Source organism: Mucilaginibacter celer, assembly GCF_003576455.2.
Classification (GTDB): domain Bacteria; phylum Bacteroidota; class Bacteroidia; order Sphingobacteriales; family Sphingobacteriaceae; genus Mucilaginibacter; species Mucilaginibacter celer.
Genome location: NZ_CP032869.1, coordinates 5,362,891 through 5,387,066 on the forward strand (window position 1 = coordinate 5,362,891; position 24,176 = coordinate 5,387,066).

Annotated in this window: 13 protein-coding genes; 3 read left to right on the forward strand and 10 right to left on the reverse strand. The window is 45.2% G+C overall.

The window, feature by feature from the left end; all coding sequences use genetic code 11:
- Positions 1-79: 79 nt before the first annotated feature.
- From HYN43_RS22105 to HYN43_RS22135, 7 genes are all read right to left on the reverse strand, one after another.
- The gene (locus HYN43_RS22105) at positions 80-3,139 is read right to left on the reverse strand and encodes an efflux RND transporter permease subunit (protein ID WP_119406103.1); all 3,060 of its coding nucleotides are present in this window, start codon (positions 3,137-3,139) and stop codon (positions 80-82) included.
- Positions 3,136-4,215, reverse strand: a complete 1,080-nt coding sequence (locus tag HYN43_RS22110; RefSeq protein ID WP_119406104.1) for an efflux RND transporter periplasmic adaptor subunit — start codon at positions 4,213-4,215, stop codon at positions 3,136-3,138. Before HYN43_RS22110 ends, HYN43_RS22105 begins: the two co-directional genes overlap by 4 nt.
- 9 nt (positions 4,216-4,224) lie before the next feature.
- Positions 4,225-5,604, reverse strand: coding sequence for a TolC family protein (locus HYN43_RS22115; RefSeq protein WP_119406105.1), 1,380 nt, complete (start codon positions 5,602-5,604; stop codon positions 4,225-4,227).
- A gap of 145 nt (positions 5,605-5,749) precedes the next feature.
- Positions 5,750-6,361 carry a TetR/AcrR family transcriptional regulator gene (locus HYN43_RS22120; RefSeq protein WP_119406106.1) on the reverse strand — a complete coding sequence of 204 codons (612 nt, stop codon included), beginning with the start codon at positions 6,359-6,361 and terminating at the stop codon, positions 5,750-5,752.
- Positions 6,362-7,217: 856 nt separating this feature from the next.
- Entirely contained in the window at positions 7,218-11,447 is a 4,230-nt protein-coding gene (locus HYN43_RS22125) for a hybrid sensor histidine kinase/response regulator (protein ID WP_119406108.1), read from the reverse strand.
- A gap of 289 nt (positions 11,448-11,736) precedes the next feature.
- Entirely contained in the window at positions 11,737-13,239 is a 1,503-nt protein-coding gene (locus tag HYN43_RS22130; RefSeq protein ID WP_119406109.1) for a carboxylesterase/lipase family protein, read from the reverse strand.
- Between the two features lie 141 nt (positions 13,240-13,380).
- A complete protein-coding gene (locus HYN43_RS22135) occupies positions 13,381-15,138 on the reverse strand; it encodes a PQQ-dependent sugar dehydrogenase (protein WP_119406110.1) in 1,758 nt (585 codons plus the stop codon).
- A gap of 252 nt (positions 15,139-15,390) precedes the next feature.
- On the opposite strand from HYN43_RS22135, the gene HYN43_RS22140 reads away from it, so the two are divergent.
- From HYN43_RS22140 to HYN43_RS22150, 3 genes are read left to right on the forward strand one after another with little or no spacing between them, the layout of a single operon-like run.
- Positions 15,391-16,446, forward strand: coding sequence for an AAA family ATPase (locus HYN43_RS22140; protein ID WP_119406111.1), 1,056 nt, complete (start codon positions 15,391-15,393; stop codon positions 16,444-16,446).
- Positions 16,447-16,452: 6 nt separating this feature from the next.
- Positions 16,453-17,100, forward strand: coding sequence for a DUF4276 family protein (locus HYN43_RS22145; RefSeq protein ID WP_119406112.1), 648 nt, complete (start codon positions 16,453-16,455; stop codon positions 17,098-17,100).
- Between the two features lie 7 nt (positions 17,101-17,107).
- Complete coding sequence (locus HYN43_RS22150) at positions 17,108-18,412, forward strand: amino acid permease (RefSeq protein WP_119406113.1); 1,305 nt, start codon at positions 17,108-17,110, stop codon at positions 18,410-18,412.
- A 137-nt stretch (positions 18,413-18,549) separates the two neighbouring features.
- Here the strand turns inward: HYN43_RS22150 and HYN43_RS22155 are convergent, their stop codons facing one another.
- The 3 genes from HYN43_RS22155 to HYN43_RS22165 all read right to left on the reverse strand — a co-directional run bounded on the left by HYN43_RS22155 (position 18,550) and on the right by HYN43_RS22165 (position 24,169).
- Positions 18,550-20,826, reverse strand: a complete 2,277-nt coding sequence (locus tag HYN43_RS22155) for a GH92 family glycosyl hydrolase (RefSeq protein WP_119406114.1) — start codon at positions 20,824-20,826, stop codon at positions 18,550-18,552.
- Between the two features lie 339 nt (positions 20,827-21,165).
- On the reverse strand, positions 21,166-23,346 hold the full coding sequence (locus HYN43_RS22160; RefSeq protein WP_245446981.1) for a hypothetical protein: 2,181 nt from the start codon (positions 23,344-23,346) through the stop codon (positions 21,166-21,168).
- Positions 23,347-23,419: 73 nt separating this feature from the next.
- Positions 23,420-24,169, reverse strand: a complete 750-nt coding sequence (locus HYN43_RS22165; RefSeq protein ID WP_119406116.1) for a DUF3823 domain-containing protein — start codon at positions 24,167-24,169, stop codon at positions 23,420-23,422.
- Positions 24,170-24,176 lie beyond the last annotated feature (7 nt).

Genomic DNA, 24,176 nt, shown 5'->3' on the forward strand with positions numbered 1-24,176 from the left:
TGATCGTAGCTAATACAATTTCTCCCTTGCTTATTGAAATGCTATAAAGTTTTTCTTATCCCGAACATACAATAAAGGCTTACTTCGCCTGCTCCTCCACCTCAACAGCAGGTGGTATTAACTCATAAATTATTGGTGTTACAATTCGTGATAATAATGTTGAGCTGATTAACCCGCCTATCAATACAATGGCCAGCGGCGAGATCAACGGATTGGTTGATATCGCGATAGGGATCAAACCACCAATGGCTGTTAATGAGGTAAGCACTATTGGTAAAAAGCGCACCTCACCCGCCTCACGAATGGCCTCCTGCAAGCCTTTGCCCTGCCGCCTTAACTGGTTGGTAAAATCGACCAGTAAAATGGTGTTTTTTACTTCAATTCCCGCCAACGCAATTAGCCCGATAATAGCTACAAACGATAACGAGTTGCCGCTAACCCAAAGCGCTACCGCCGCGCCAACTACCCCCAACGGAATAACCGACAGGATAATGAGCATGCTTTTGAACGTTTTAAACAACAATACCAAAACTGCAATAAACATAAATACGGTTACGAGGATGATACTTAAAAAACCGCCGAATGAGTTATTGCGCGATTCCACTTCACCACCCATCTCGTAGCTATAACCCACCGGCAGCTTCATTTTATCCATCTTCTGTTGCACATCATCAAGCACACGGCTTACCAAAAAGTTTTTCTGCACGTTGGCCTGTACAGATACCACACGCTTCTTTTCCTGGTGATTGATAATGGCCGGCGATGCTTCCAGCTTCAGATCAGCCACCTGGTTTAGCGGCAGGGCGTTACCCTGGGCATTGTTTACGTACAGGTTGCGGAAGGCATCCAGGTTAGGGCGACCATCCTTCATTCGCGTTAGCAAAACGGCGTAGCCATATTTGTTATCGTTATTGTAATAGGTACCCATATCCAGGCCGGTTACGGCAAGGCGGGCAATCTGATCAACAGCTAATGATGTTACCCCTAACTGCTGGGCTTTATCTTTATTCACAGCCACGCGGATATCACTTTTTAACAAACTAACAGGGTTATTCACATACATGGTACCCGGAGTTTGGTGCAGCATTTTTTCTACTTTAAGGGATAGTGCGCGCAGGGTATCCAGGTTTTCGCCAAACAGGCGCACCTCTACCGGGGCAACTACAGGCGGGCCCTGTTCAAAGTTTTTAACCTCTACCTTGGCACCGGGATAATGCGCCCAACGGTTTTGCAGCTTCTGGATCAGGGCCAGCTTGGCATCGGGGCGGGTATCTTCATCCAACTGGATAAACAGCTGCGCGAAATCGCTGCGGTTGTTTTCGGCAATTACATTGTAGTAAATTCGCGGGTTACCGTGGCCAACATTGCTGGCGTAGTATTTAATTATTGGTTCCTGTTTCAGTTCTTTTTCAATAGCCCGTGTTATCGAATCGGTATAAGGCAGGTTGGATTGATTTGGCGTAGTGATATTGATCAGGAACTGCGGTTTCTCTGAGGATGGAAACAAGCTAAAACCTATCACCCCAAACAATTGCAGCGATGCCACAAATATCACCACAGCAACACCAATGGTGATGAACGGCCTTTGCAAAGCTTTATCTAATAAACGGGCATAGCTACCGTGGATCATTCTTTTCAAACCGCGCATCAGGAAATTCCCCTCGGGATTACTGGTATGGTTTTTCAATAAACGGCTTGATAAAAAGGGAATAATAGTTAACGATACCGCCATTGAAGCCAGTACGCAAAATATTACCGCCAGCGGCAGGCAGCGGATAAAATCGCCCGAACCTTCGGGTAAAAATACCAGGGGCATAAAGGCAATAATCAGGATTACGGTACAACCTACCACGGCCATGCCTATCTGCCCGGTAGCTTTCAGCGTGGCCTCCATACGGCTGTGACCTTCCAGCATCCATCGCTCAATGTTTTCTACCACCACAATGCTGTCATCTACCAATAGTCCTAATGCTACAACTAACCCTACAATACTTAATTGATTGAGGTTGAAGCCAAAGAGTTGCAGCAACACAATACCAATAGCCAGCGAAAGCGGGATAGAGATCATTACAATAACCGCCGGGCGGATGCCTAATGGTAACAAGGTAATGGCTACCAGCAAAATGGCGATAATAAAATCATGGCTCAGGCCGGTGAGCCTGCGGTTCACGTTATCAGCCTGGTCAAAGTTTTGTACCAGGTCGATATTGGCGGGCAGGATTTTTTTGAAATCAGCCAGTACTTTTACATACTGGGCTTGTGTACGGTTGATGTTCTCGCCTTCCTTTTGGGCTGCCACCACAAATACGCAGCGGTGACCATTGAGGCGGGCAATGTGCTTTTCCTCGCCATAACCATAGTAAACATGCGCTATATCTTTTAGGGCGATGTTTTTCCCGCCTGCCGCGTAAACGATGGTATTGTTCACCGCATCAAGCGTACGGTAATCATTAGTTTTAATATTGAAAGTGAGTTTTGATGCATCAACACTACCACCGGGGATGCTGGCCATTTCGCTGTGTAAACTATTCACCACGGCACTTACCGGCAAATGCATCTGCGACATTTTTTCGAGATTAAGTTCTATCCTTACCTGTTGGCCGGGCAAGCCGAAAATATTCACCTGTTTTAGTGCGGATACTTTTTCCAGTTCGTCCTGCAATTTCTCGGCGTAGTATTGCAGCTTGCTACGCGGAGCATTTTCTGATACCAATGCAGCCTGTAATACATTCACATCCGATGGTTGTTGCTTCTGGATGTCGATATTGGTGATCTCGGCAGGCAATTCGGCGCGCTTGTTATTTACCTCGCGTACTATTTCCTGGTATTTGGAATCGATATTGGAGCTGTACTTATACTCCACCCTGATCACCGCCACACCATTGGCTACACTGGTGCGCACGCGTTTGATATCATCCAAACCCGAAATCACTTTCTCCAAAGGCGTTACCACCCTATCCTCAATATCCCGGGGACTGGTACCCGGATAATTCACTATAATGAGGTAAGCGGGCGCATGCATTTCCGGATCTTCCGAGCGGGGCATATTCAATATAGTGGTGATCCCCAAAACAATGATCATCAAAAAAATGACCAGCGTAAACTGGCTGTTTTTTACAGCATACTCTGATATTTTCATTTGGATGCTGTTTTAGGAGATTGAACAATAATGGCACTGCTATCCGTTAAATAAGCCGAACCCGAAATAATGAGCGACCGGGCATTAGCCAGGCCATCGGTAATGGTTACCGTATTTTTATCGATAGCGGCAACGGTTACTTTTACCTTGCGGGCTGTTTTGTTATCATCGGTCACAAATACATAGCCGTTGGCCCCGTCGCCATCTAAAAGGGCTTCGTACGGAATTTGCCAGGTTTGGCTTCCGGTAGTTTTGCCATGTTGAATGCTGATCGTCGCCTTACCAAACATGCCCGATGCTATGGCTTTTGGCTTGGCCCCCGTAAGCGTAATATCGGCACTAAAAGTACCCGTAGCTGCATCCACACCTTCCGATCGGCGGGTTACTACGCCTTGTAATGTTTGGCCGGGCAATGCGGTGGTTTCAATTTCGGCTTTATCATTGATTTGCAAGGCAGCCCATTCATGGTCGCTGATGCCTACCCTTAGCTTCCACTCGCCCGCACCTGCACCATTGGTTTGCAGCACAGCTGTGCCGGCGGTAACCTGCTGCCCGGCATTGGCCAGTTTCCTCAATATATAACCATCTTTTGGCGCACGGATCTGCGAGTATTGTTGATTAAATACCGCCATGTTCAGCTGCTGTTTAGCCTGTTGCATGGCGGTTTTGGCATTCTGCAATTGCTCTAAAGTAGCCACACTATCTTGATACAGGTTTTGTGTACGCTGATAATCGCGCCCGGCTTTTTCGTTAGCCAACTGGGCTTGTTGCAACTGGGCGTTGATATCTGTAGGATTAAGGGTAGCCAACAACTGGCCTTTTTTAACGGCATCGCCTTCTTTAACATTTACCGTATTGATGATGCCACCTGTTTTGAAGGATAGCATCACCTCGTCATCGGTAGTGAACTGGCCCGATACGGTGATAGATGTATTGCCGCTTTGCTGTTGCAGGGGCATTACCTGTACGGGGATGGTATCGGTATTAGCGTTGGAGGTAACGGCTTTGGGTTTGGAACCACAACCGTATATAAATGGCAGGCAAAGTAATAAGCCGGTGTATCTTAATGTTTTCATTGTGTGTTTTTATTTGGTGTTGAGGTTGTTAATGGGATAAGTGGCCTGGTCGCGCTCCAGTTCGGCAAGGGCTACCTGCAGGCCTGCCTGGGTATCGGCAATTTGCAGGCGGGAATTGGTAAGCTGATTTTGAGCGTCAACCAATTCGAGGTACAGGAGCTGGCCGGCCCGGTAAGCTTTAAGCTGATCGTTATAATATTTGCCTGCAAAGGTTAACTGTGAAACCGAACTTTGATAAGCTGCTTTGGCCGATTGATAGTTATTGTAAGCCTGATCTAACTGAAGGTTTAATTGCTGTGTAGTTTGATCGAGCTGGGCGGTTGCCGCCTGAATTTTTGCATGCGATTGTGCCGCGCGGGCCTTTCGCTGCCCGCCGGTAAATATGTCCCATTGCAGGTTAACGCCCCACAGGTAATAGCGGGTTTTATTATTTATGTTGAAATCAAATCCCTGTGAACCAAGATCGATAAACGTATTTACCTTGGGGATAAAGCCGGATTTTTGCAGTTTATAATCAAGTGTATAAACCTGTTGTAAGGTGCGCAACTGGTTCAGCTCTTCGCGCTTTGCTGTTCCGGCAGTGGTATCGGCCATGGCCTGTACTGCGGTAACGGCATCCTGGTCAACAATGATCGAATCGGTAAGAGGACGGTTAAGCAAAAAGTTGAAGTATGAGCGCGCGTTTTGTACCGCATGCTGTGCCTGTATTAACGAGGCACTGGTTTTTTGCTGCTCAGTTTGCGCACGGAGTAAAGCCGTTCCATTACGTACACCGTTACGGAGCAGGCTTTCGTTTTCGCGGATGTTTTCTTTAATAAGCAGCATGGCGCTGTTATAGGTAGCCACGCCCTGCAAAGCCTGGTAATAACGGTAGTAGGCCGTTTTAATATCTTTTACCAATGCGCGTTTATAAACGTTAACCGCTGCCTGCTGGCTGTTGATGAGCTGTTGTTTGATGAGTTTGTTATACCTGATCTCGGCATTGATTAACGGCAAACTGGTACGCACCTTGGCGTCATAAAAATTATCCGGATTAAGCAAAAACGACTGGTTTTGCAGCATAGGATACTTGTTGGAGTTGGTAAGCTGGTTAAGCGCCGTATAAACCGGATTGATGAGATCGCCAACCGGCACATCAATAGTACGCCCGCCCGATGATTTGGTGTAGCTGCCTAATACGCTAACCGTTGGCAGGTACATAGCCTGTGCTTCTTTTAAATCGTAAAGGGCTTTATCGAGGTTAAATTGTTGCTCTTTTAAACCCTGATTTTGGGCGAAGGCATCGGCAATATAACCGTCCAGCCGCCCCGTTTGGGCATAAGCCCCGCCCTGACTAATACCGGTAAGCGCAACCAGTAAAAGTGACAGCCTGATAAATGTTGTATACATAATGAACAATGTTTAGTATTGGAGTAAAAAATTTTTATTCTTTTCTTTTTAGATGCTCAACTACTGATGTAGACGATTGAACTTTGATTAAATTGTAATAAATGTTTAAAAAATGAACGATGTTTATTATTAGTTCAAAAAAATTTTATTTTGTTACAGAACGGATATAACTTTCCATAGTAGCCAGTAATATATGAGGGATCTCTTCTTCAGAAGCATCCATTACTTTTAACCTGCAGCGCAGGTTAAGCGATACCAGGCCATGAACCATTGCCCACATTTGTAACGTGGCTGCCTGTACATTAGTAACCACCAAACTATCACCGGCCACGCAGGCTGCCAGGCAATCGGTTAAAAAATCAAGGCAGTTGCCGCCATTAGCTTTGTGGATCTCTTCATCTACGTTTGTAGGCGCGCGGATGATAAACATCAGGTCGTACAATTCCGGGTTATTTAAGCCGAAGTTGATGTAAGTACGGCTAAGCTGCAACAGGCGCTCAACAGGGTCTTCGCTGGTAGCATTTTCCTCAAAAACCTTTAATAGTTTGCCAAAAGCTTCACTTTGTACCTCGTACAGCAACTCGTCCTTATCCTTATAATACAGGTAAATGGTACCCGGACTGTATTCAATCTCATCGGCAATATTACGGATGGAAGTTTTGGCTACACCATCCTCCAAAAAAAGCTTTAACGCAGCAGCTTTGATCAGCTCCTTCATTTCCATTTTTTCGCGCTCTTTTCTTTCAGATACTCCCATAGTAATATTAACAGCAGCAAATTTACTGAACAGTGTTCAGTAAATTTGTAATTGAAACGTAAACATGCGAAAATTTAGGTTGGTATCAAAGTTTGGGAGGTGATGGAGGTGGTATTTAGATAATGGAGACTGAATAAAGCTCTTTTTAAATTTACTTATCTTCGAAAAAAAGTAATGTAGATATTTGCTTAACCAAACCCTATCATATCAACTAAATCGAATCATGATCGTCTTCTGTCTTTTTATAATAATTGGTATCTGCAATTTGTATTTTGGATGTCAAAGCCTCTGGTTGTATGAATCAGGAAGGATAAATACTCATAAACGATTTTCCTTGAAACTTCTCAATCTCGTTATTAAAAAAGAGATTGATCCGATAGTTGTAAAAAAACTGGCAAACATAAAAAAAGCTTATATCGCCTATTTGATATTATTTTACATTGCAGTTTCGGGTGCCGTGCTTATGGTTTATATGGCCGCAAATTCGAAAAACTAAATGTACTATTGTTCGCCGAGGGCAACGGTGGAGCATAGCAAGCGGCATTCGTTATTCCCGATAAATAAGAGCTTAGTGTTATAATACCAACATTGGCCGCTCATTTGCCGCGGAGGCTGTTACTTTTGGCTTGGCCCAAAAGTAACCAAAAACCCAAGACAGAAAAAAGCTTCAGCCCACAAGGCCATACTCCCGGCCCGCTTTTCTGTCAGGCCACCGCGCTTGTTGCATCTAATTCGTAAATTAAAAGACCTTGCGACTTTGCCCTCCTTTGCGCTCTTAAATTCTCAAACCATCCACAAAAAAAATCTTTGCGGCTTTGCGCCTTTGCGTGACTAATTCTCAAACTATGCACAAAACTCACCCAAACACCTGCACCTTCTCCAACACCTCAACCAACTCCTCCAACCTCATCGGTTTTGACAAATAATCATCCATACCTGCTTTGATACACACATCGCGGTCTTCCTGCATGGCGTTGGCAGTCATGGCTACTATATAGGGTTGCCTGCCTCCCTGCGCGCGGATGTGCCCGGTGGTTTCCAGTCCATCCATATCGGGCATCTGGATATCCATCAATATCGCATCATAGTGTTTTTTAGCCAGCATTTCGAGTACGATCTTACCGTTCAGGACCATATCGGGTTTGTAACCCAATTTGGCTAATGCCCGTTCAATCAGTTTCTGGTTAATGGTATTATCCTCGGCCACTAAAATCCGCAGCGGGTGGTTTTGCGCAAAATCTGCAGGGAGTACATTTTTGGATATAGTTTCAGGTGCAGGAGCTTCTTCCTGGTTAAAGGCCTTGTAAATGCTCATGCATAAATGATACTGCTTAACCGGTTTTACCAATATAGATGAGAACAGACCCGGATATTTGCTCCTCGTTTCATCACCTATCGAGCTCAACATCACAATAGGCAGCCAGTTGTATTTCGCTTTTACCTCGTTGGCTAAACCTATGCCATCCATACCGGGCATCTCCATGTCGGTAATCAGCAATTTAAAACCACTGTCTTTTTCCAATATTTCCAAAGCTTCGTATGCCGAGGAAGCAGTTACCGGCTTTAGTTTCCAGTGCTCCAATTGCGTACGGAGGATGAACAGGTTGGTATCGTTATCATCAACAATTAACACACGCAAGCCTTGAAGCATGGCCAGATCGCACAGCAACGGCGTACGTACCGGGTTTTTGCTTTGCACCGTTTTAATGGAAAAGCTAAACACCGAGCCTTCGCCATAACGGCTTGCCGCCGAAATTTCGCCGCCCATCAGGTGCACCAGGCGCTCGCAAATAGCAAGCCCTAAACCGGTACCGCCATATTTGCGGGTGGTTGACGAATCAACCTGCGAAAAGGCTTTAAACAGCTTGCCAATTTTTTCTTCGGGGATGCCGATGCCCGTATCCTTCACACCAAAACCAATTTCAATACTCTCGGCAATTTGTTCCTTCAGGAAAACTTTTACAAAAATCTCGCCTTTGGTGGTGAATTTGATGGCATTGTTAATGAGGTTGATGAGCACCTGCTTTATCCGCAGACTGTCGCCAACAATGTGGATGGGCACATCTTCGTCGATATGATAGATCAGGTCGATCTTTTGCTGGGCGGCGCGTTGGGCAAACAGTTCCATTACTTCCTCAACCGTGGCCCGCAAATCAAAATCCTCATGCTCAATATCCATCTTGCCCGATTCGATCTTCGAAAAATCGAGGATATCGTTGATCACGCTCAGCAAGCTTTCGCCGCAATTGATGATGGTATCGGTATACTCGCGCTGTTCAAAATCAAGTTTGGTTTCCCCAAGCAGCGATGCCATGCCAATCACACCGTTCATCGGTGTCCTGATTTCGTGGCTCATGGTAGCCAGGAAGATACTTTTGGCCTGGTTGGCCTTTTCGGCTTCTTCGCGGGCCTGGTGTTCCTGCTCTTTCTGGATGGTAAGTTCTTCGTTCAGTACCTGCAAATGTTCTGATTGCACCTGCAGTTCTTCCGATTGTACCTGTAATTCTTCGGCCTGGGCATGCAGCTCTTCGTTGGCCTCCTGCAACTGCTCAGATTTTTGAACCACCTCACGGGTACGCTCTTTTACCAGCCGTTCAAGTTCTTCTTTTTGGCGTTGGATGGCATTGATCCGGTAAGCGTAAAAGCTATATGCCGCTGCAATAATCAGGATAACAACCAATAGCCTGAACCACCAGGTAACCCAAAACGGCGGGATGATGACAATAGTTATCGATGCTCCTTTTGTGTTCCATACGCCATCATTATTAGATGCTATTACGCGGAATACATAAGTACCCGGATCAAGATTGGTGTAAGCCGCTCGCTTTTCGGTACCTGCATCAATCCATTGTTTATCAAAACATTCCAGCTTATATTTATATTGGTTATTGCGGCTTACTATGTAATTAAGGGCTATAAAATTGAAAGCAATGGCAGACTGGTTATAGTTAAGCGTAATTTTTTCGGTAAATCCGATTTTTTTCTTCAATAGCGAATCGGCTGCGCCCGTTAATACCGATTTATTAAAGAGCTGAAAATCGGTGATATAAACCGGAGGAATAACCGTGTTAGGCTTAATATTGCGGGGATAAAAACTGTTGAAGCCTTTTATGCCGCCAAAAAACATTTCGCCGTCACGGGTTTTTAAATAGGCATTGGCTTCAAACTCAATATCCTGCAAACCATCGTAAGGACTAAACTGTTTGTTTTCGCCGGTTTGCGGGTTAAGCCTGTTGATGCCGGTTGAAGTAGAGATCCAAAGCGCGTGGTTTTCGTCCTCGGTTATACCTTTAATAAAATCGGTGGCGAGGTTACCTTTATGAGTGTAGAGATTAAAAGTATTTTTAGCCTTATCAAACAAATATAAACCGGCCATCCCTATCCAAATACGTCCTCTGCTATCGGCAAATATCACCCGCGAATCGGTGTTTTTCTTCAGGTGATCAAAGTAATGGGTAAAGCGCCCGGCACTTAAGTTATAACAATTAAGGCCCCCATCATCGGTACCAAACCAAACATTACCATCTTTGTCTTCTCCTGCCGATACTACGTTTTTCCCTTTAAAACCTGTTTTACCATCGGCACCTTTCAATACCCTTGTAAAGCTATGGGTTTTAGGGTTGAGCAGGTTTAAACCGCCAAAATAGGTGGTTACCCAAAAATTGCCTTTGCTATCCAGCAGCATCCGCTGCATAAAATCAGAGCTCAGGGCACCGGCATTTTTAGGATTGGCTTTAAAGCGGGTAAAAGTTCCTGTTGAGGTATTCATCAGGTTAAGGCCACCTCCCCAGGTGCCTACCCACAGATTGCCCTGTGCATCTTCGGCTATATCCTGTATCGCATCTGATGAAATACTCGAGGGGTTTTGCGGATCATGTTTATATTGGCGAAACAGGCCCGTTTTACGGTCGAACCTGTTTAAGCCACCTCCGTCTGTACCCACCCAGATGTTGCCTTTGCTATCTTCAAAAAAAGCCTTTACATCATTATAGCTCAAAGTATTTTGGTTGATACCCTGGCGATAGAGTCTGAATTTATCGGTGCCGGCAGTGTACAGATTAATGCCACCGCGGTGGGTGCCTATCCAAAGGTTATGCTGCACATCCTCATAAATAGCCGATACGGTGGTGTTGGAGATACTGCCTGCATTTTCGGGCTTTGGAAAGTATTTAACAAAAGTGTTGTTTTTGGCATCAAACCAGTTCATGCCCTGGTTAAAGGTACCAACCCAAATGCTGCCATCCTTATCGCACATCACCTGCAATACCAGGTTGCCCGAAAGGCTGCCGGCATCCGTATCATTGTGTGCAAAAAGCTTAAATTGTTTGGTGGTGGCATTCAAGCGCCCTACGCCTGTACCACTGATCCCTATCCAAAGGTTATCAGCCCGGTCGGCAGTTATCGAAACGATGGGGCTTGCAATAACTTCGGCAACATTTACGGGGTTGAAGGCTTTGGTGGCTGCGTTAAATGTACTGAGGCCGTGCGGAGTACCTACCCAAAGTGTTTTGGCTGCATCCTGGTAAAGGGTGTTAATGGTATCGCAAACCAAACCCGGAAAATTACCATGTGCAAAATTCTGAGGGCGGCAGGTATTTATATCAAGCAGGCGAATCCCCTTGCCCTGCGTACCCACCCAAACGTTATGGTCATCATACCGGTACAAGGTATTGATCCCTGTATTGTTAAAGCCGCAACGTGTAAACTTACCCGTTACCGGGTCAAATTTATTGAGGTTATAATTGGTACCTATCCATAGTTTATGATTGGCATCCTCATAAATACAATTGATAAAATTATCGCTGATACTGGTTTTATCGGCAGGGTTGTTACGGTAGATCACTACTTTCGAGCCATCATAACGGTTAAGCCCATCGCGGGTGCCAAACCACATAAAACCGCGGCTATCCTGAAAAATACAATTGATGGTAGTATTTGAAAGGCCTTGTTCGCTGCTGATATGCCTGAAGCGCGAATCGGAGATCTGGGCAAGGGTTGTTAAGGGCCACCAGCATAATAAAAACAGTATACACTTTAAAAAAAGTTTAATACAGCAGCGGTTTACCGCAAATTTTGGATCGGCCATTTCAATGTAGGGGTATTATTTAATTGCGATATCAACAAATCATCATGCAGATGATTTACAAAAATATTTATGCTGCCGGTACTTACGTTATTAAAATGCTAACGGCTTTAAAAGGCGTATTTATATTTTTGATACGGATATACGCAAAACTGTTAATAATGTTTCGATTTAAAAGCGCACAACCACCGGCTATAATATATTAACCGTTGAGTTGCTGCTTATTTAAAGCAACGCCTACAAATTAATAAAAAGCATTATTTATCTCCTCCTGCACGATAATTAAACCCATTTATTTCAGCACAAAACAAGCCGACGGACTGGCCTTATCATTATAAACATTGCTAAGCTGCACCGGCCCCGAAACAGCATCAAAAACCACAATACTATTTTCGCCGGCAACAAAATGCGGCCATGTTTTGCCGCTCACTTCGCCGGGCGTTTTGCCTTTTATAAAGTTTACCCAGTTTTGGTGCATCTGCGCGGCCAATTGCTTTTCGGTATCGTTAAAGTTATTTTGCCTGGGGTTAAACCACAGGTAAGCCAGCTCATCGGCATGGGTAGCGCCTGTGCCATCGCGCTTATAATCAAAACGGTATAGCCATACATGGTTCCCGGCCTGGGCCAGGGTGTTGGCTAAGCGGTAGCTGTGCATCTGGTACATGTATTGGGTTAACACTTTTAACGCGGCGCTATCGGCACTTGTTTTTTTTGCTTCGGTTTGATAGGCATCAAGCACATAACGGTAGTTATTGCCAAACCAGCCGTACAGCACCGTACTATCGGGTTGATTAAGGCGCTTATCGCCCGCTATAAACATTTTGCTTTCAAACTTATTGGTGCCGATAATGAAGCGCACCTTGCTGTTATTTAGTTTACGTACAGCCTGGTAGGCATCGCCGTCAATTACTACACCGTCGCTCACCGGCCCCCAGTAATTGGTGCCCTGTGCGCCGTTGGCAATTTTTGATTGGGCAGCTATGAGTTTTTCTGTTGATATTTTAAGCAGGTCGGCCGGTTTACTTACGCCAAGTTCGGTCATTAGCCGCTGCCTGATACCTTTGGTCGTAACCGAATCGCGGATGCATTGTACCCCGCCACTCTCTAAAACCTGCTGGCTATAATACCCTTTAGCCAGCGGCGTTGCCAGCAGGGCACTGCTAAGCTTTGCCCCTGCCGATTCGCCCATCACCGTTACCCGCGAGGCATCGCCACCCAAGGCAGCAATATTTTGCCTGATCCATTTAAGGGCCATGATAAGATCAAGCAGACCATTATTTGCCGAAGTTTTATAGGCGTTATTAACATCACCCAAATACATAAAGCCAAAAACACCAAGACGGTAATTGATGGTAACCGTTACCACACTATCATCGTCGGCAAAGGCGTGACCGTTCATGCCCATGCCCGAGCCACCGGTAAGCGCTCCCCCGTGCACCCAAACCAACACGGGCAGTTTGGCATTTTTATCGGTAGTTGGGGTGTAAACGTTTAGCGACAGGCAATCTTCACTTCCTTTTAATTCGGCACCACCCTGTGCTGCCATGCTGCCAAATTTCTGGCAGGATAAGGTATCCTTCCACGGTGCCGCCGGCTGGGGCGGCATAAAACGCAAAGGACCAACAGGCGCTTTAGCATACGGAATGCCTTTAAACACCAATGTTGGCCCTTCTTCAATTCCTTTTATCCATCCGCCGGATATTTTGGTTGTTACTGTTTGTGCTGCCGAGTTTAAGTTGAATACAATGATCAGCAAAAAAGCACAGGTTAATACCCGGCAGATGTTTTTTTCCATATTGATGTTTTACTATACTATAAGTGGCGGGCGGCTTAAGTGCATTATAAGCACTAACCGGTTATACAAATATCATTAAAGAGAACCTAATTTTAAACATAAACCCAGGCTTCAACTTACAGTTCGAGGCAAAATTGGTAATTATTTATCCCTGGCCACTTCGGCCCGCATCTTCTTCACTTCGGCGGCGGTAACAAGGCTGCTGTTGTTGCCAAAATTATTGCGGATGTAGGTTAGTACCGCAGCAATATCAGCGTCGCTCAAAAAATCGTGTTTGGGCATGGCGCTGTTGTACGGGTGATTTTTCACTTTAATGGGGCCATCCAGGCCTTTCAGCAATACACGTATGGCCAGGTCTTTATCCATGTATTTCCCGCCGGTTACCCACTCCGATCCGCTTAGCGGCGGAATCATGTTACCATCACCCCGACCGTTTTTTTGGTGGCAGTTGGCACAATAGGTATTGTAAACTTTAGCGCCGCCTTTAAGCATGCCGGTTTGCAAATCACTTTTCATTACATCGGGCAGGCGGAAGCCGGGCAGTTTTTTGCGTTGCTCCATGCCGGCCAGCTGTGTTGGAGTAAATTGGGTTTTATCGCCGGTGTAGCTCACTTTCCAAACTTTGCCTTTTTCTGTTTCGCTGATATAAAGCGAGCCATCAGGCCCCATAGCCAAACCCATAGGGCGGTAAGTTGCTTCGCTAACGCTTACTACGGTGTTTTTACCCGCAAACCCATCGGCAAAAATTTCCCATGCGCCGGCAGGCCTGCCATTTTTAAAAGGCACAAAGCATACAAAAAAGCCGGCCTGCGGGTATGGCGAGCGGTTGGTTGATCCATGAAAAGCTATAAAAGCCCCGTCTTTATACCTCGCCGGGAATTGGTTGCCGGTGTAAAACAACAAATCGTTAGGAGCCCAATGTGCGGCGAAAGCCATAATGGGTTGGGTGTATTTGGCACCATTGCCCGCTTTTTTACCATCGCCGCCGTACTCGGGGTTAAGTAGTTTTTTCTTTTTTATGGGATCATAATAGTAATAAGGCCAGCCTGCATCAGTGCCTTTGGTCACTTTGATAAACTCTTCGGCAGGCAGCACGGCGCTTTGCCAGGCCGTAAACACTTTGGGGAATTGCAGGCGCAAGTCGTCGCGGCCGTGAGCTACTACGTACAGGCAGTTATCGACAGTGTTCCAGTCCATTGCCACAATACTGCGCATTCCGGTGGCATAACGGATGCCATCAGCCTGAGTTTGATTTGGCTTAGCCTCATCAAACTGCCAGATGCCCCCATATTGCTGCAAAAGCGGACAGCCCTTTATTCCCTTCGATCCCGGAACGCGGTTCTGCTCCTGGCAGGCATTGGATGGTGCGCCGTAAGCTACATACATGTGCCCTGCACCGTCAAAAGCAAGTGGTTTGGCGTCATGCTCGTGCGGGGCGGTGGCATCGTGCAATATCAATTCTAAAGGAGCATCGGGCACCAGTGTTTGCGTGTTTAATTTAACACGGTAAACATTAGCCTCCGAGCTGAAGTACAAATAACCGTTATGTACCCGCATACCTGTACCGTACGGACCTTTATCCTCATAATCAGCAAACTTTTTAATGATGTCTGCACGGCCATCCCTATTGGTATCTCGCATGGCCACGTTGCCGCCAATCGAATCGGGAAAGCGGAGTTTTACATAGATATCGCCATTGCTGTTAACCGCAATGTGCCTTGCGCGGCCTTCCAGGCTGTCAACAACAACAACAGCTTTAAACTTGCCGGGCAGGAACAAGCCTCCATTGGCAGTATCCCTGGCTGGCAGCGTTATTTTTATGCCGATGTTTTTAAAACTGATAACAGAAAGCGCGCACAGCATCAGTAAAATACCGATCACGGTTGTTTTATTTTTCATTACAGGCAGACAGATTATGCTTAAACGGGACGGTTGCTTAAAAAGCAAGTCCTGCTATAAAAGCGATTTTGATGGCAAATGTTTAGTTAAGATTTTATTTTTTGAAGAGATGATGGTTATAAACGCGGGAAGTAGTGGGGATGTAGGGGATTGAGAATCTTCCCGAACCCAATAGCCCGAAATCGTTTTTGTACAACAGATAGCTTTTTGTAAATTGATATCGATTAATATTTTAATGATAGCTTTGTATTTATGGACTATATTGAAATAAAAGGGTACAAATCCATCAGGGAGGCCAAAGTGGAGTTAAAACCGATTAATATTTTGATTGGCGCTAACGGCTCGGGTAAGAGTAACTTTATTTCATTTTTTGATTTTTTAAATAGAGTTGGCACACAAAACCTTACAGAATATACAGGTCGAAGCGGTGGCGCAGAAAAGTTTCTATATCAAGGCAGCAGGGTGACTCCCCAAATAAGTGCATCTATTTCTTTCGAAAAAGGAATAAATACCTATTCATTTACCGTAGAAAGTGAAAATGACGGATTTATCTTTACAAAAGAGCAATTGTGGTTTCGAAATATTGCAAAAGATATCACAAATTTCAAGCCGGAATCTTCTGTTAAAACAACATCAACGGATATTGCAAAATATATAAGAGAACATTTAGATGGCCTGAAAAAATATCATTTTCATGATACCGGTAAAAACTCGCCGTTCACTCAAATGAGCAATGTACAAAATGGCTCTTACCTCTTTTATGAAGATGGAAGAAATCTTGCGTCATTCTTAAATCACATAAAGCAAAATGAGCAAATTGTATATAATCGCATCATAAAAACCATTCAAAGCGTCGCTCCCTACTTTTCCGATTTCTTTTTACAAGCTAATGAAGAAGGCCATATTCGGTTGCAGTGGCAGGATAAATACAGTTCAACTATTTATGGGGCCTCAGATCTTTCTGACGGCACTATTAGATTTATTGCACTATCTGCTTTATTCTTGCAACCAAGATTACGAAAAAGTATAATTATCGATGAACCTGAACTGGGATTGCACCCGTTTGCTATTACAAAGTTGGCCGGCATGATAAAAAGTGCAGCATCGAGGGGTACACAAGTGATTGTTGCCACTCAATCAGCAGAACTTCTTAATTATTTTGAACCGGAAGATATCATTACAGTCGACCAAATTAATGGGCAAACCGAATTTAAACGGTTGCAAAGAGACCAACTATCAGTTTGGCTCGATGACTATTCGATAGGTGATTTATGGCAACAAAATATTATTACGGGAGGGCAGCCGTAAGCAATTATGAAGAGGATTATAATAATTTGCGAAGGACAAACCGAGCAGGAATTTTGTAGACAGGTATTGCAGCCACATTTCAATGCAATTCACATAGATTATCCAACAATAAAAAAATCAGGAGGCGGAATTGTATCGTGGTCTGCTCTGAAAAAACAAATAGAGAATCATTTAATAGAGGAAAAGTCGGTCATCGTTACGACTTTTATTGATTACTACGGAATTCAAGACAGGTTTGCTTTTCCGGAATGGGCTGCTTCAAAAAAAGAAATGGATAAGGGCAAAAGAATGAATTTGCTCGAAACTGCCATGCACTTAGCTATCGCCCCATCCTTAAACCACAGATTCATTCCTTATATTCAACTACATGAATTCGAGGCATTGTTATTTAACGATATTAAAATATTTGAAGACAACCTTAGAGAAGACGATTTTAAGAAAACGGAACTCGAACAAATCATTCAACAGTATCCTAATCCTGAATTGATTAATGACACTCCTGAAAACACACCATCTCGGAGGTTAATTAGGCTAATTGATGGATACGATAAAATTATTTACGGGGCGGGCTTAGCCGAAAGCATCGGCTTAGAAAAAATAAGAGCCAAAAGCCCCCGCTTCAACAACTGGATCACTACACTCGAAAACCTGTAACATCACCATGCCCCTACAAAACAAATTAGGCCTCTGGACCAGCACCTCGCTGGTAATTGGCAACATGATAGGTGCCGGTATTTTCCTGATGCCTGCCGCTATGGCCAATTTTGGGAGCATTGGTTTGCTGGGCTGGGTATTTTCGGCAATTGGTTCGTTTTTCCTGGCTAAGGTTTTCAGTAACCTGAGTAAGCTGCTGCCTCATGCTACCGGCGGCCCTTACGCCTATACCCGCCACGGCCTTGGCGATTTTATTGGTTTTTTGGTGGCCTGGGGGTATTATCTTGCCGTGGCCTGTGCCAACGCGGCCATTACCATATCGTTTGTGAGTGCGCTGAGCACATTTTTTCCAATATTGGCAAGCAGCAGCGTCATTGCCGTTGGTACGGGATTGTGTTCCATATGGCTGTTAGCCTATATCAATATGCAGGGCGTTGTTACAGGCGGAAAACTGCAACTGATTACCACTATTTTAAAGGTATTACCGCTGTTACTGGTTGCTGTGGGCGGTCTGTTTTTTATCAAAGCTGCAAATTTTACACCTTTTAACAGCAGCGGCGGCAGTGTCATCAGCGCACTACAGGCTACCGCCACCATGACCATGTTTGCTTTTATCGGCATTGAAAGCGCAACAGTACCATCGGGCAGCGTAGCCAACCCCGAAAAAACGGTGGCGAGGGCCACTATGCTTGGTTTATTGATTACCACCTTTATTTATGTATTGGGAAGTGTAAGCGTTATCGGCATTATCCCGGCAGCGCAATTGCAAAAATCAGTTACCCCTTATGCCGATGCGGCCGTTGCTATTTATGGCAACAGTGCCCGTTACTGGGTTAGCGCGGGTATCGCGATAGCCGCTTTTGGCTCGTTAAACGGCTGGACGCTGCTGCAGGGACAAGTACCTTATGCCATTTCAAAAGACAAGCTTTTCCCGCCAATTTTTAGCCGCACCAATAAAAAGGGCGTGCCTTACATGGGTATCATCATCAGCAGTGTTATGGTATCGCTGTTCATGACCATGAACTACACCAAAGGCCTGGTAGCGCAATTTAAATTTCTGCTGTTGCTTTCCTTACTGAGCGTACTCATCCCCTACCTGCTTTCGGCGGCGGCATACCTTGTTATCAGGGTGCGTAATAATCCTAACGCGGGCGGCTGGGCCGGTGCCGTTGCACTGGCTATATTTGCCTTTGGCTATGCCCTTTGGGCTATTGCCGGCGCAGGGCAGGAAGCCGTTTATTACGGCTTTTTATTGCTGATGGCCGGCATTCCGTTTTATGTTTGGGCGGCGTTAAGGAAGAATGCGGAATAATTTGAAATAACGGAGTAAACCTTCTACAAAAGGCAAAACGCATCACGAGTGCCTCCCGCCGTACTTGATTTGCATGGCGGGAGACGCATGTGATGCGTTTACAAAAGGCCCTCCTCTTCAGTGCGGGTTAGATTGGCTTACTTCTCGTTACTCATTGAATAAGGCACATCAGCATCTTTAGTGCCGCGATCTTTATTAGGCGTAGCCTGCATATCAAAATCAAGCACGGCTCCATTTAATAAACCTTTGTGGCTTAACCAGTTGTTGGTGTATGGTTTGCCATCAACGGTTAGTGTATTTACATAACGGTTTTCATAGCTGTTTTTAGGGGCGTTGATGGTGATGATTTTACCATTCTCGAGATTAACAGTTACTTTTTTGAATAAGGGTGCACCTAACACATACTGATCACTGGCCGGGGTAACCGGGTAAAAGCCCAATGATGAGAAGATATACCAGGCCGAAGTTTGGCCGTTGTCTTCATCACCGCAATAACCATCAGGCGTGGCCCTGTACAAACGGTTCATCGCTTCACGCACCCAATATTGGGTTTTCCATGGCTGCCCGGCGTGATTGTATAAATAAATCATGTGCTGAATAGGCTGGTTACCATGCGCGTATTGGCCCATACCTGCAATCTGCATTTCGCGGATTTCGTGGATCACACCGCCGTAATAGCTATCATCAAATACCGGTGGCATTTCAAATACCGAATCCAATTTGGTTACAAACTGCTGCTTGCCGCCCATCAGGTTAATCAAACCTTGGATATCATGGAAAACACTCCAGCTATAGTGCCAGCTATTGCCCTCGGTAAAGGCATCACCCCATTTAAATGGATTGAATGGTGTTTCAAACTTACCATCCTTGTTTTTACCCCGCATCAGTTTGGTTTGCGGATCGAACAGGTTGCGGTAGTTCTGGCTGCGTTTTTTATAAACCTCTATCTCTTTTTTAGGTTTACCCAATGCCTTACCTAACTGGTAAATGGCATAATCGTCATAAGCATACTCAAGGGTACGGGCGGCATTTTCGTTAATCTTTACATCATAAGGCACATAACCCAATGTATTGTAATACTGCACACCGCGGCGGCCGGTAGCATTAGGCCCCTCATTATTAGCACCATGTTTAAGGGCTTCGTACAGGCTTTCGATATCATACCCACGCAAACCTTTCAAATAGGCTTCGGATACTATAGATGCCGAGTTATTACCTATCATACAATCAGCATAACCAGGGCTCGACCACTCCGGTAACCAACCGCCTTCTTTGTAATCATTCACCAAACCTTCCTGCATTTCTTTAGCTATTGATGGGTAAACCAGATTCAGGAAAGGGTATAGCGCGCGGAAAGTATCCCAGAAACCGGTACCGGCAAACAGGTAACCCGGCGCAACTTTGCCATTGAATGGGCTATAGTGCACATTTTGCCCGCTGGCATCAACCTCATACATTTTATTGGGGAAGAAAAGCATGCGGTAAAGGCTGCTATAAAAAGTGCGGGTTTGATCGAGCGTGCCACCTTCAATATTGAGGTGGTTAAGGGTTTTGTTCCAGGTATCTTTTGCTTTTTGGCAGGTTGTTGCAAAATCATCGTTAGCCAATTCGCGTTTCAGGTTAAGCTCGGCCTGTTCAATGCTGATAAATGATGAAGCTACTTTAACGTGCACTTTTTCACCTTTGGCGGTTTTTAAAGTGATAACCGCGCCTGCATGATCACCGGTATACTCCAGCGCGCCGGCATCTTTTTTCCAATCGTGCCATGCCGAGGCCAGCGCGAATGGTTTATCTACATAAATAACAAAGTAGTTTTTAAAATTGGCCGGTACAGCGCCGCTGTTTTTAGTGCTGTAGCCAACAATTTTTTGCTCGCCCGGAATAATTTTCACGTACGATCCTTTATCAAAAGCATCGATTACCAGGTGCGAACTATCGCTTTTAGGGAAAGTGAACTGGAAACTTGCCGCGCGTTCGGTTGGCGTAATTTCGGTAGTTACATCATAATCGGCCAGGTACACGCTGTAGTAGTATGGTTTAGATACTTCGGCTTTGTGCGAGAACCAGCTGGCACGATCTTTCTCGTTCAGCTTTAAGGTTCCGGTTTCGGGGAAGATAGAGAACATGCCGTAATCATTCATCCAAGGCGATGGCTGGTGGGTTTGTTTGAAGCCTAAGATTTTATCGGCATCGTAAGTGTACTGCCAGCCGTCGCCCATTTTACCGGTTTGTGCAGTCCAGAAGTTCATGCCCCATGGCAAGGCCACCGCGGGATAGGTATTACCGTTTGATAAGGACGGTTTAGATTGTGTACCCATCAGCGGGTTAATGTAATCAACAAGCGTAGCCGGCTTTTCCTGTGCCGATAGCGCTGCCGGTAAAAAGGCAAATGCCAGGAGGAGTAACTTTTTCATTTATTATTTGGAGTGTTATTTTGCATAATCAATTAAATATGGTTCTAAAAGAAATCAAAAAGCAGTGGCCTCGTGCGATTCCTTCCCTTGGGAGGGTGTAGGGAGGGGTTTGTACGCCAAGCCAATTATATCCGCCCGGCTTGGCGTACAAACCCCTCCCTGCCATTTCACATGCCCACCACACCCCTCCCGAGGGAGGGAATCTTTATTCGTTTTTTACCATATTCAACACAAGGACAATTTTTTTGAGGTCATATACATCCTGTTAATCAAAAAAACTTCCGCACACGAAATTTCGCGTACGGAAGCATAAACCAACTTTCTCTCAAAAAAGAATCTTTACCATTTTATATTCACCTTAACACCATCGGGACTGTTGGCAAAACCGAGGTATAATGTGTGCGATGCTGCATCCCAGCTGCTTTTCACATCGCTTATGGCTTGTCCGTTATTATTGGTAACAACTGTTGCTTTTGGCTTTGCCGGCAACAGTATCCGGGTACTGTTCAATGTTTTAATCGGGCTTTTGGTTACAAAAGTGTAGCTGGATGCTGTAACCTTTTCATCGTACACCCTTGCCGCGGTTGCCAACACTTTGGGTTGTTTTTTATTAGCTACACGATTTACCACGTACAATAAAGCCTGCTCGCCGGGATTAATGGTTTTCTCGGCTAATACCGGCAATTGCGGATCGAACAGATCGATAACCGGGCCTTTTACGGTGTACGGCTTACTATCGGCATTTTCATCCATCACGGCTACTACATCATAAGGGCCGCGTTCCAGGTACATGCTGTTTTTAAAGGTTAGTACACCGCCTTTAGCATCTTTTTCGTAAGCCTGTTTTACAGCTTTAATGAAGTTATTATCATTGTTAACCTGCATTACATACTCTTTAGGGTTTTGCCTCAACACATATACAGCGCCTTTGCCAACGGTAAAATGCTGGTCGCCGCCGGTTGGATTTACGCCTAACAGTTTAAACAGATGCTCGGAAGGGGCTTTAAAGCTGTTGCCTTTGGTATCCCACCACTCCATTACCGATTGGTACGGGTCATCATCGCGGCCTGCGTAAATCAGCACACCACCGTTTTTAACCCATTGCGCCAGATGCTCATGAACCTCGGCCGATACCGGTTTCATGTTCGAGTAGCTCATCACCAATACTTTGATATTTTTTAATGATGCAGCATAACCCAGGTTTTCCATATGCACCGTTTGTACCGGTACACCGCGTTTTACCAATGGCAGGGTTTGGCCATAAAAATTAGAAAACTGCGGATCTTCAAAGCCATTATGCGTAGGGAAACGCTGGAACATCAGCGAGTTGCTCATCAACACACCGATGCTGTTTACTCCGGACACCTTATTGGGCGATGCGGGCATATCATTCAGCGCGTTTACCATCACCTGCATCTGGGTTGAATAAAACTGCGGGATCAGCGTTTTTTCGTTAGTGCCCAATACCGGGTACGGGTGGGTGTAAATACGCTCTGGCCATGGCATTACCTCGTAATCGGCAACCATGGGGTATAATAATTTGGCGGTGAAGGTGGCCTGGTAGTTGCGTTTGTAATCACTCCAGTCGTGCACGCGGTCTTCAATCGGGTCGGTGAGGAAAAATACTTTGCGGCCGGTTGGGGCTGTCATCGATACTACCGAGCCGTATTCAAGGAAAGCGTTTTCAAATACGCGCTCTTTTCTATCGCCATTAAAATATGTAGGCTCGCGCGAGGTGCCTGTCCATACCTGGGCTATGTAACCATCAATGCCCGGTAACGAAGCCAAACTTGCCTCCGGACTAACAATTTGCCACGAAGAATAATTTACCAGCGAGTGCGTGGCAATGAAAACCTTAATTTTCATGCCCTTGCTTTTGCCGTACTCTTTGGCATAGTTTGATATCTGTTTAATAGTTTCGTAGTACAGGTTGTATTTCAATTTGTTGGATAGATAGGTATTCTCTGCCGAGGCATCCTGCGGTTTCCATGGGAAGCCGTAATATTTTTGCCATTGATCCTTAAAGCCAGCGCTGTATCCGGCACGAGCCCAAAACTCAGGCTCTTCTAAAAATATGTTGGTGATGCCAACGTCGATCACTCTTTTTACCACAGCGGTTTTCATGTACTCGATAAACGAATCATCAGGCACCACATAAGGCATATCCTTGCCGTGAAATATCGTATCCCCTTTTTGTGTTACCTGCCCTACACCGAGGTGGTTTTTACCATCCCATTTACCCAGAAAGTAATCCTTGTAATCGCCCCAGGCAATGCCAGTCATGAAATTTACATCATACCCACGGTCGCGCCAGGTTTTTACGCGCTGCTCAAAGCTCATGCCCGGATGATCATTGGTACCATAAACAATGGCAATGTCTGATCGTACATCAATCTCGGGCCGCCAGGGGCTGCTGGTTTGGAAAGCGGTTTTTTCTTTAAGCGATCCAGGCTTCTGCTGCGCGTAAACGCCCGATGCCAAAGCAAGGCTACAACAAAAAAGTAAAGTGTTTTTCATCATTAATATTTGTATTGATACCGTGCAAGGAGGGGCTGAGCAGGCAACCCGCTCCCACACACAGGTATTCATTTGGTTATGGTATTTTAACCTCTTTAACGTCGGTATAATTATAATAATTTAAACCGTATTGCATTTTTGCGCCTACGCGAATAAAGTAACTCCTTTTACCTGGTAATGCACCGCCAAGCGTTGTTAATGTAGTGGTTGCACCTACGGTAGCATTAGCCGCGTCGCCGCTTAATTTAGGTGTGTAGCGGTTATCGTAGTTATTGTTACCTACATAATTGTTCGAGTTAACAAATACAGCCACATCACTTACGTTTTGCTGAAAATTAGGGTCGGCAGTGCCTCGGGTAACTTTAAATTTGGTGATGATGGTACCATCGGCATTTAAAACCGGATCGCCAATCCATTCTATCCTTAAAAATGGCTCAACCGAAAAGTTTACGGTGGTTACATCTTTAACATCAACGGTCTGGCTTTTATCAACAATGGTTTTGCCGCTGCCATCAACCTGTACCAATGGTACAAAGGCGCCCTCGGCCGAGATCACATTTTTACCTGCAAACAGTTTGGTATTTTGATAGGTACCATCCTGGTATGAAGATATGTAAAAAGGCGTTGGATTTGCGCTCCAGCTTATCTCCAACAGCTTGATCCGCGTGCCCGAGCCTTGTTCGGTTTGCAGGCTTTTACCTGTACCGGCATCAGTTACGGTACCTTTTAAGGTAACATCGGGCGCGGCGTAGTTATCTGTTTTTTTGCAAGAGCTGCCCGCGGCAACCAATATGCTTAATGCTATGCTATAAAATAGTTTTTTCATCTCTCAA

Coding starts and splice junctions, on each gene's coding strand:
- HYN43_RS22105 (WP_119406103.1), bottom strand. CDS start 3,139: ATGAAAATATCAGAGTATGCTGTAAAAAACAGCCAGTTTACGCTGGTC.
- HYN43_RS22110 (WP_119406104.1), bottom strand. CDS start 4,215: ATGAAAACATTAAGATACACCGGCTTATTACTTTGCCTGCCATTTATA.
- HYN43_RS22115 (WP_119406105.1), bottom strand. CDS start 5,604: ATGTATACAACATTTATCAGGCTGTCACTTTTACTGGTTGCGCTTACC.
- HYN43_RS22120 (WP_119406106.1), bottom strand. CDS start 6,361: ATGGGAGTATCTGAAAGAAAAGAGCGCGAAAAAATGGAAATGAAGGAG.
- HYN43_RS22125 (WP_119406108.1), bottom strand. CDS start 11,447: ATGGCCGATCCAAAATTTGCGGTAAACCGCTGCTGTATTAAACTTTTT.
- HYN43_RS22130 (WP_119406109.1), bottom strand. CDS start 13,239: ATGGAAAAAAACATCTGCCGGGTATTAACCTGTGCTTTTTTGCTGATC.
- HYN43_RS22135 (WP_119406110.1), bottom strand. CDS start 15,138: ATGAAAAATAAAACAACCGTGATCGGTATTTTACTGATGCTGTGCGCG.
- HYN43_RS22140 (WP_119406111.1), top strand. CDS start 15,391: ATGGACTATATTGAAATAAAAGGGTACAAATCCATCAGGGAGGCCAAA.
- HYN43_RS22145 (WP_119406112.1), top strand. CDS start 16,453: ATGAAGAGGATTATAATAATTTGCGAAGGACAAACCGAGCAGGAATTT.
- HYN43_RS22150 (WP_119406113.1), top strand. CDS start 17,108: ATGCCCCTACAAAACAAATTAGGCCTCTGGACCAGCACCTCGCTGGTA.
- HYN43_RS22155 (WP_119406114.1), bottom strand. CDS start 20,826: ATGAAAAAGTTACTCCTCCTGGCATTTGCCTTTTTACCGGCAGCGCTA.
- HYN43_RS22160 (WP_245446981.1), bottom strand. CDS start 23,346: ATGATGAAAAACACTTTACTTTTTTGTTGTAGCCTTGCTTTGGCATCG.
- HYN43_RS22165 (WP_119406116.1), bottom strand. CDS start 24,169: ATGAAAAAACTATTTTATAGCATAGCATTAAGCATATTGGTTGCCGCG.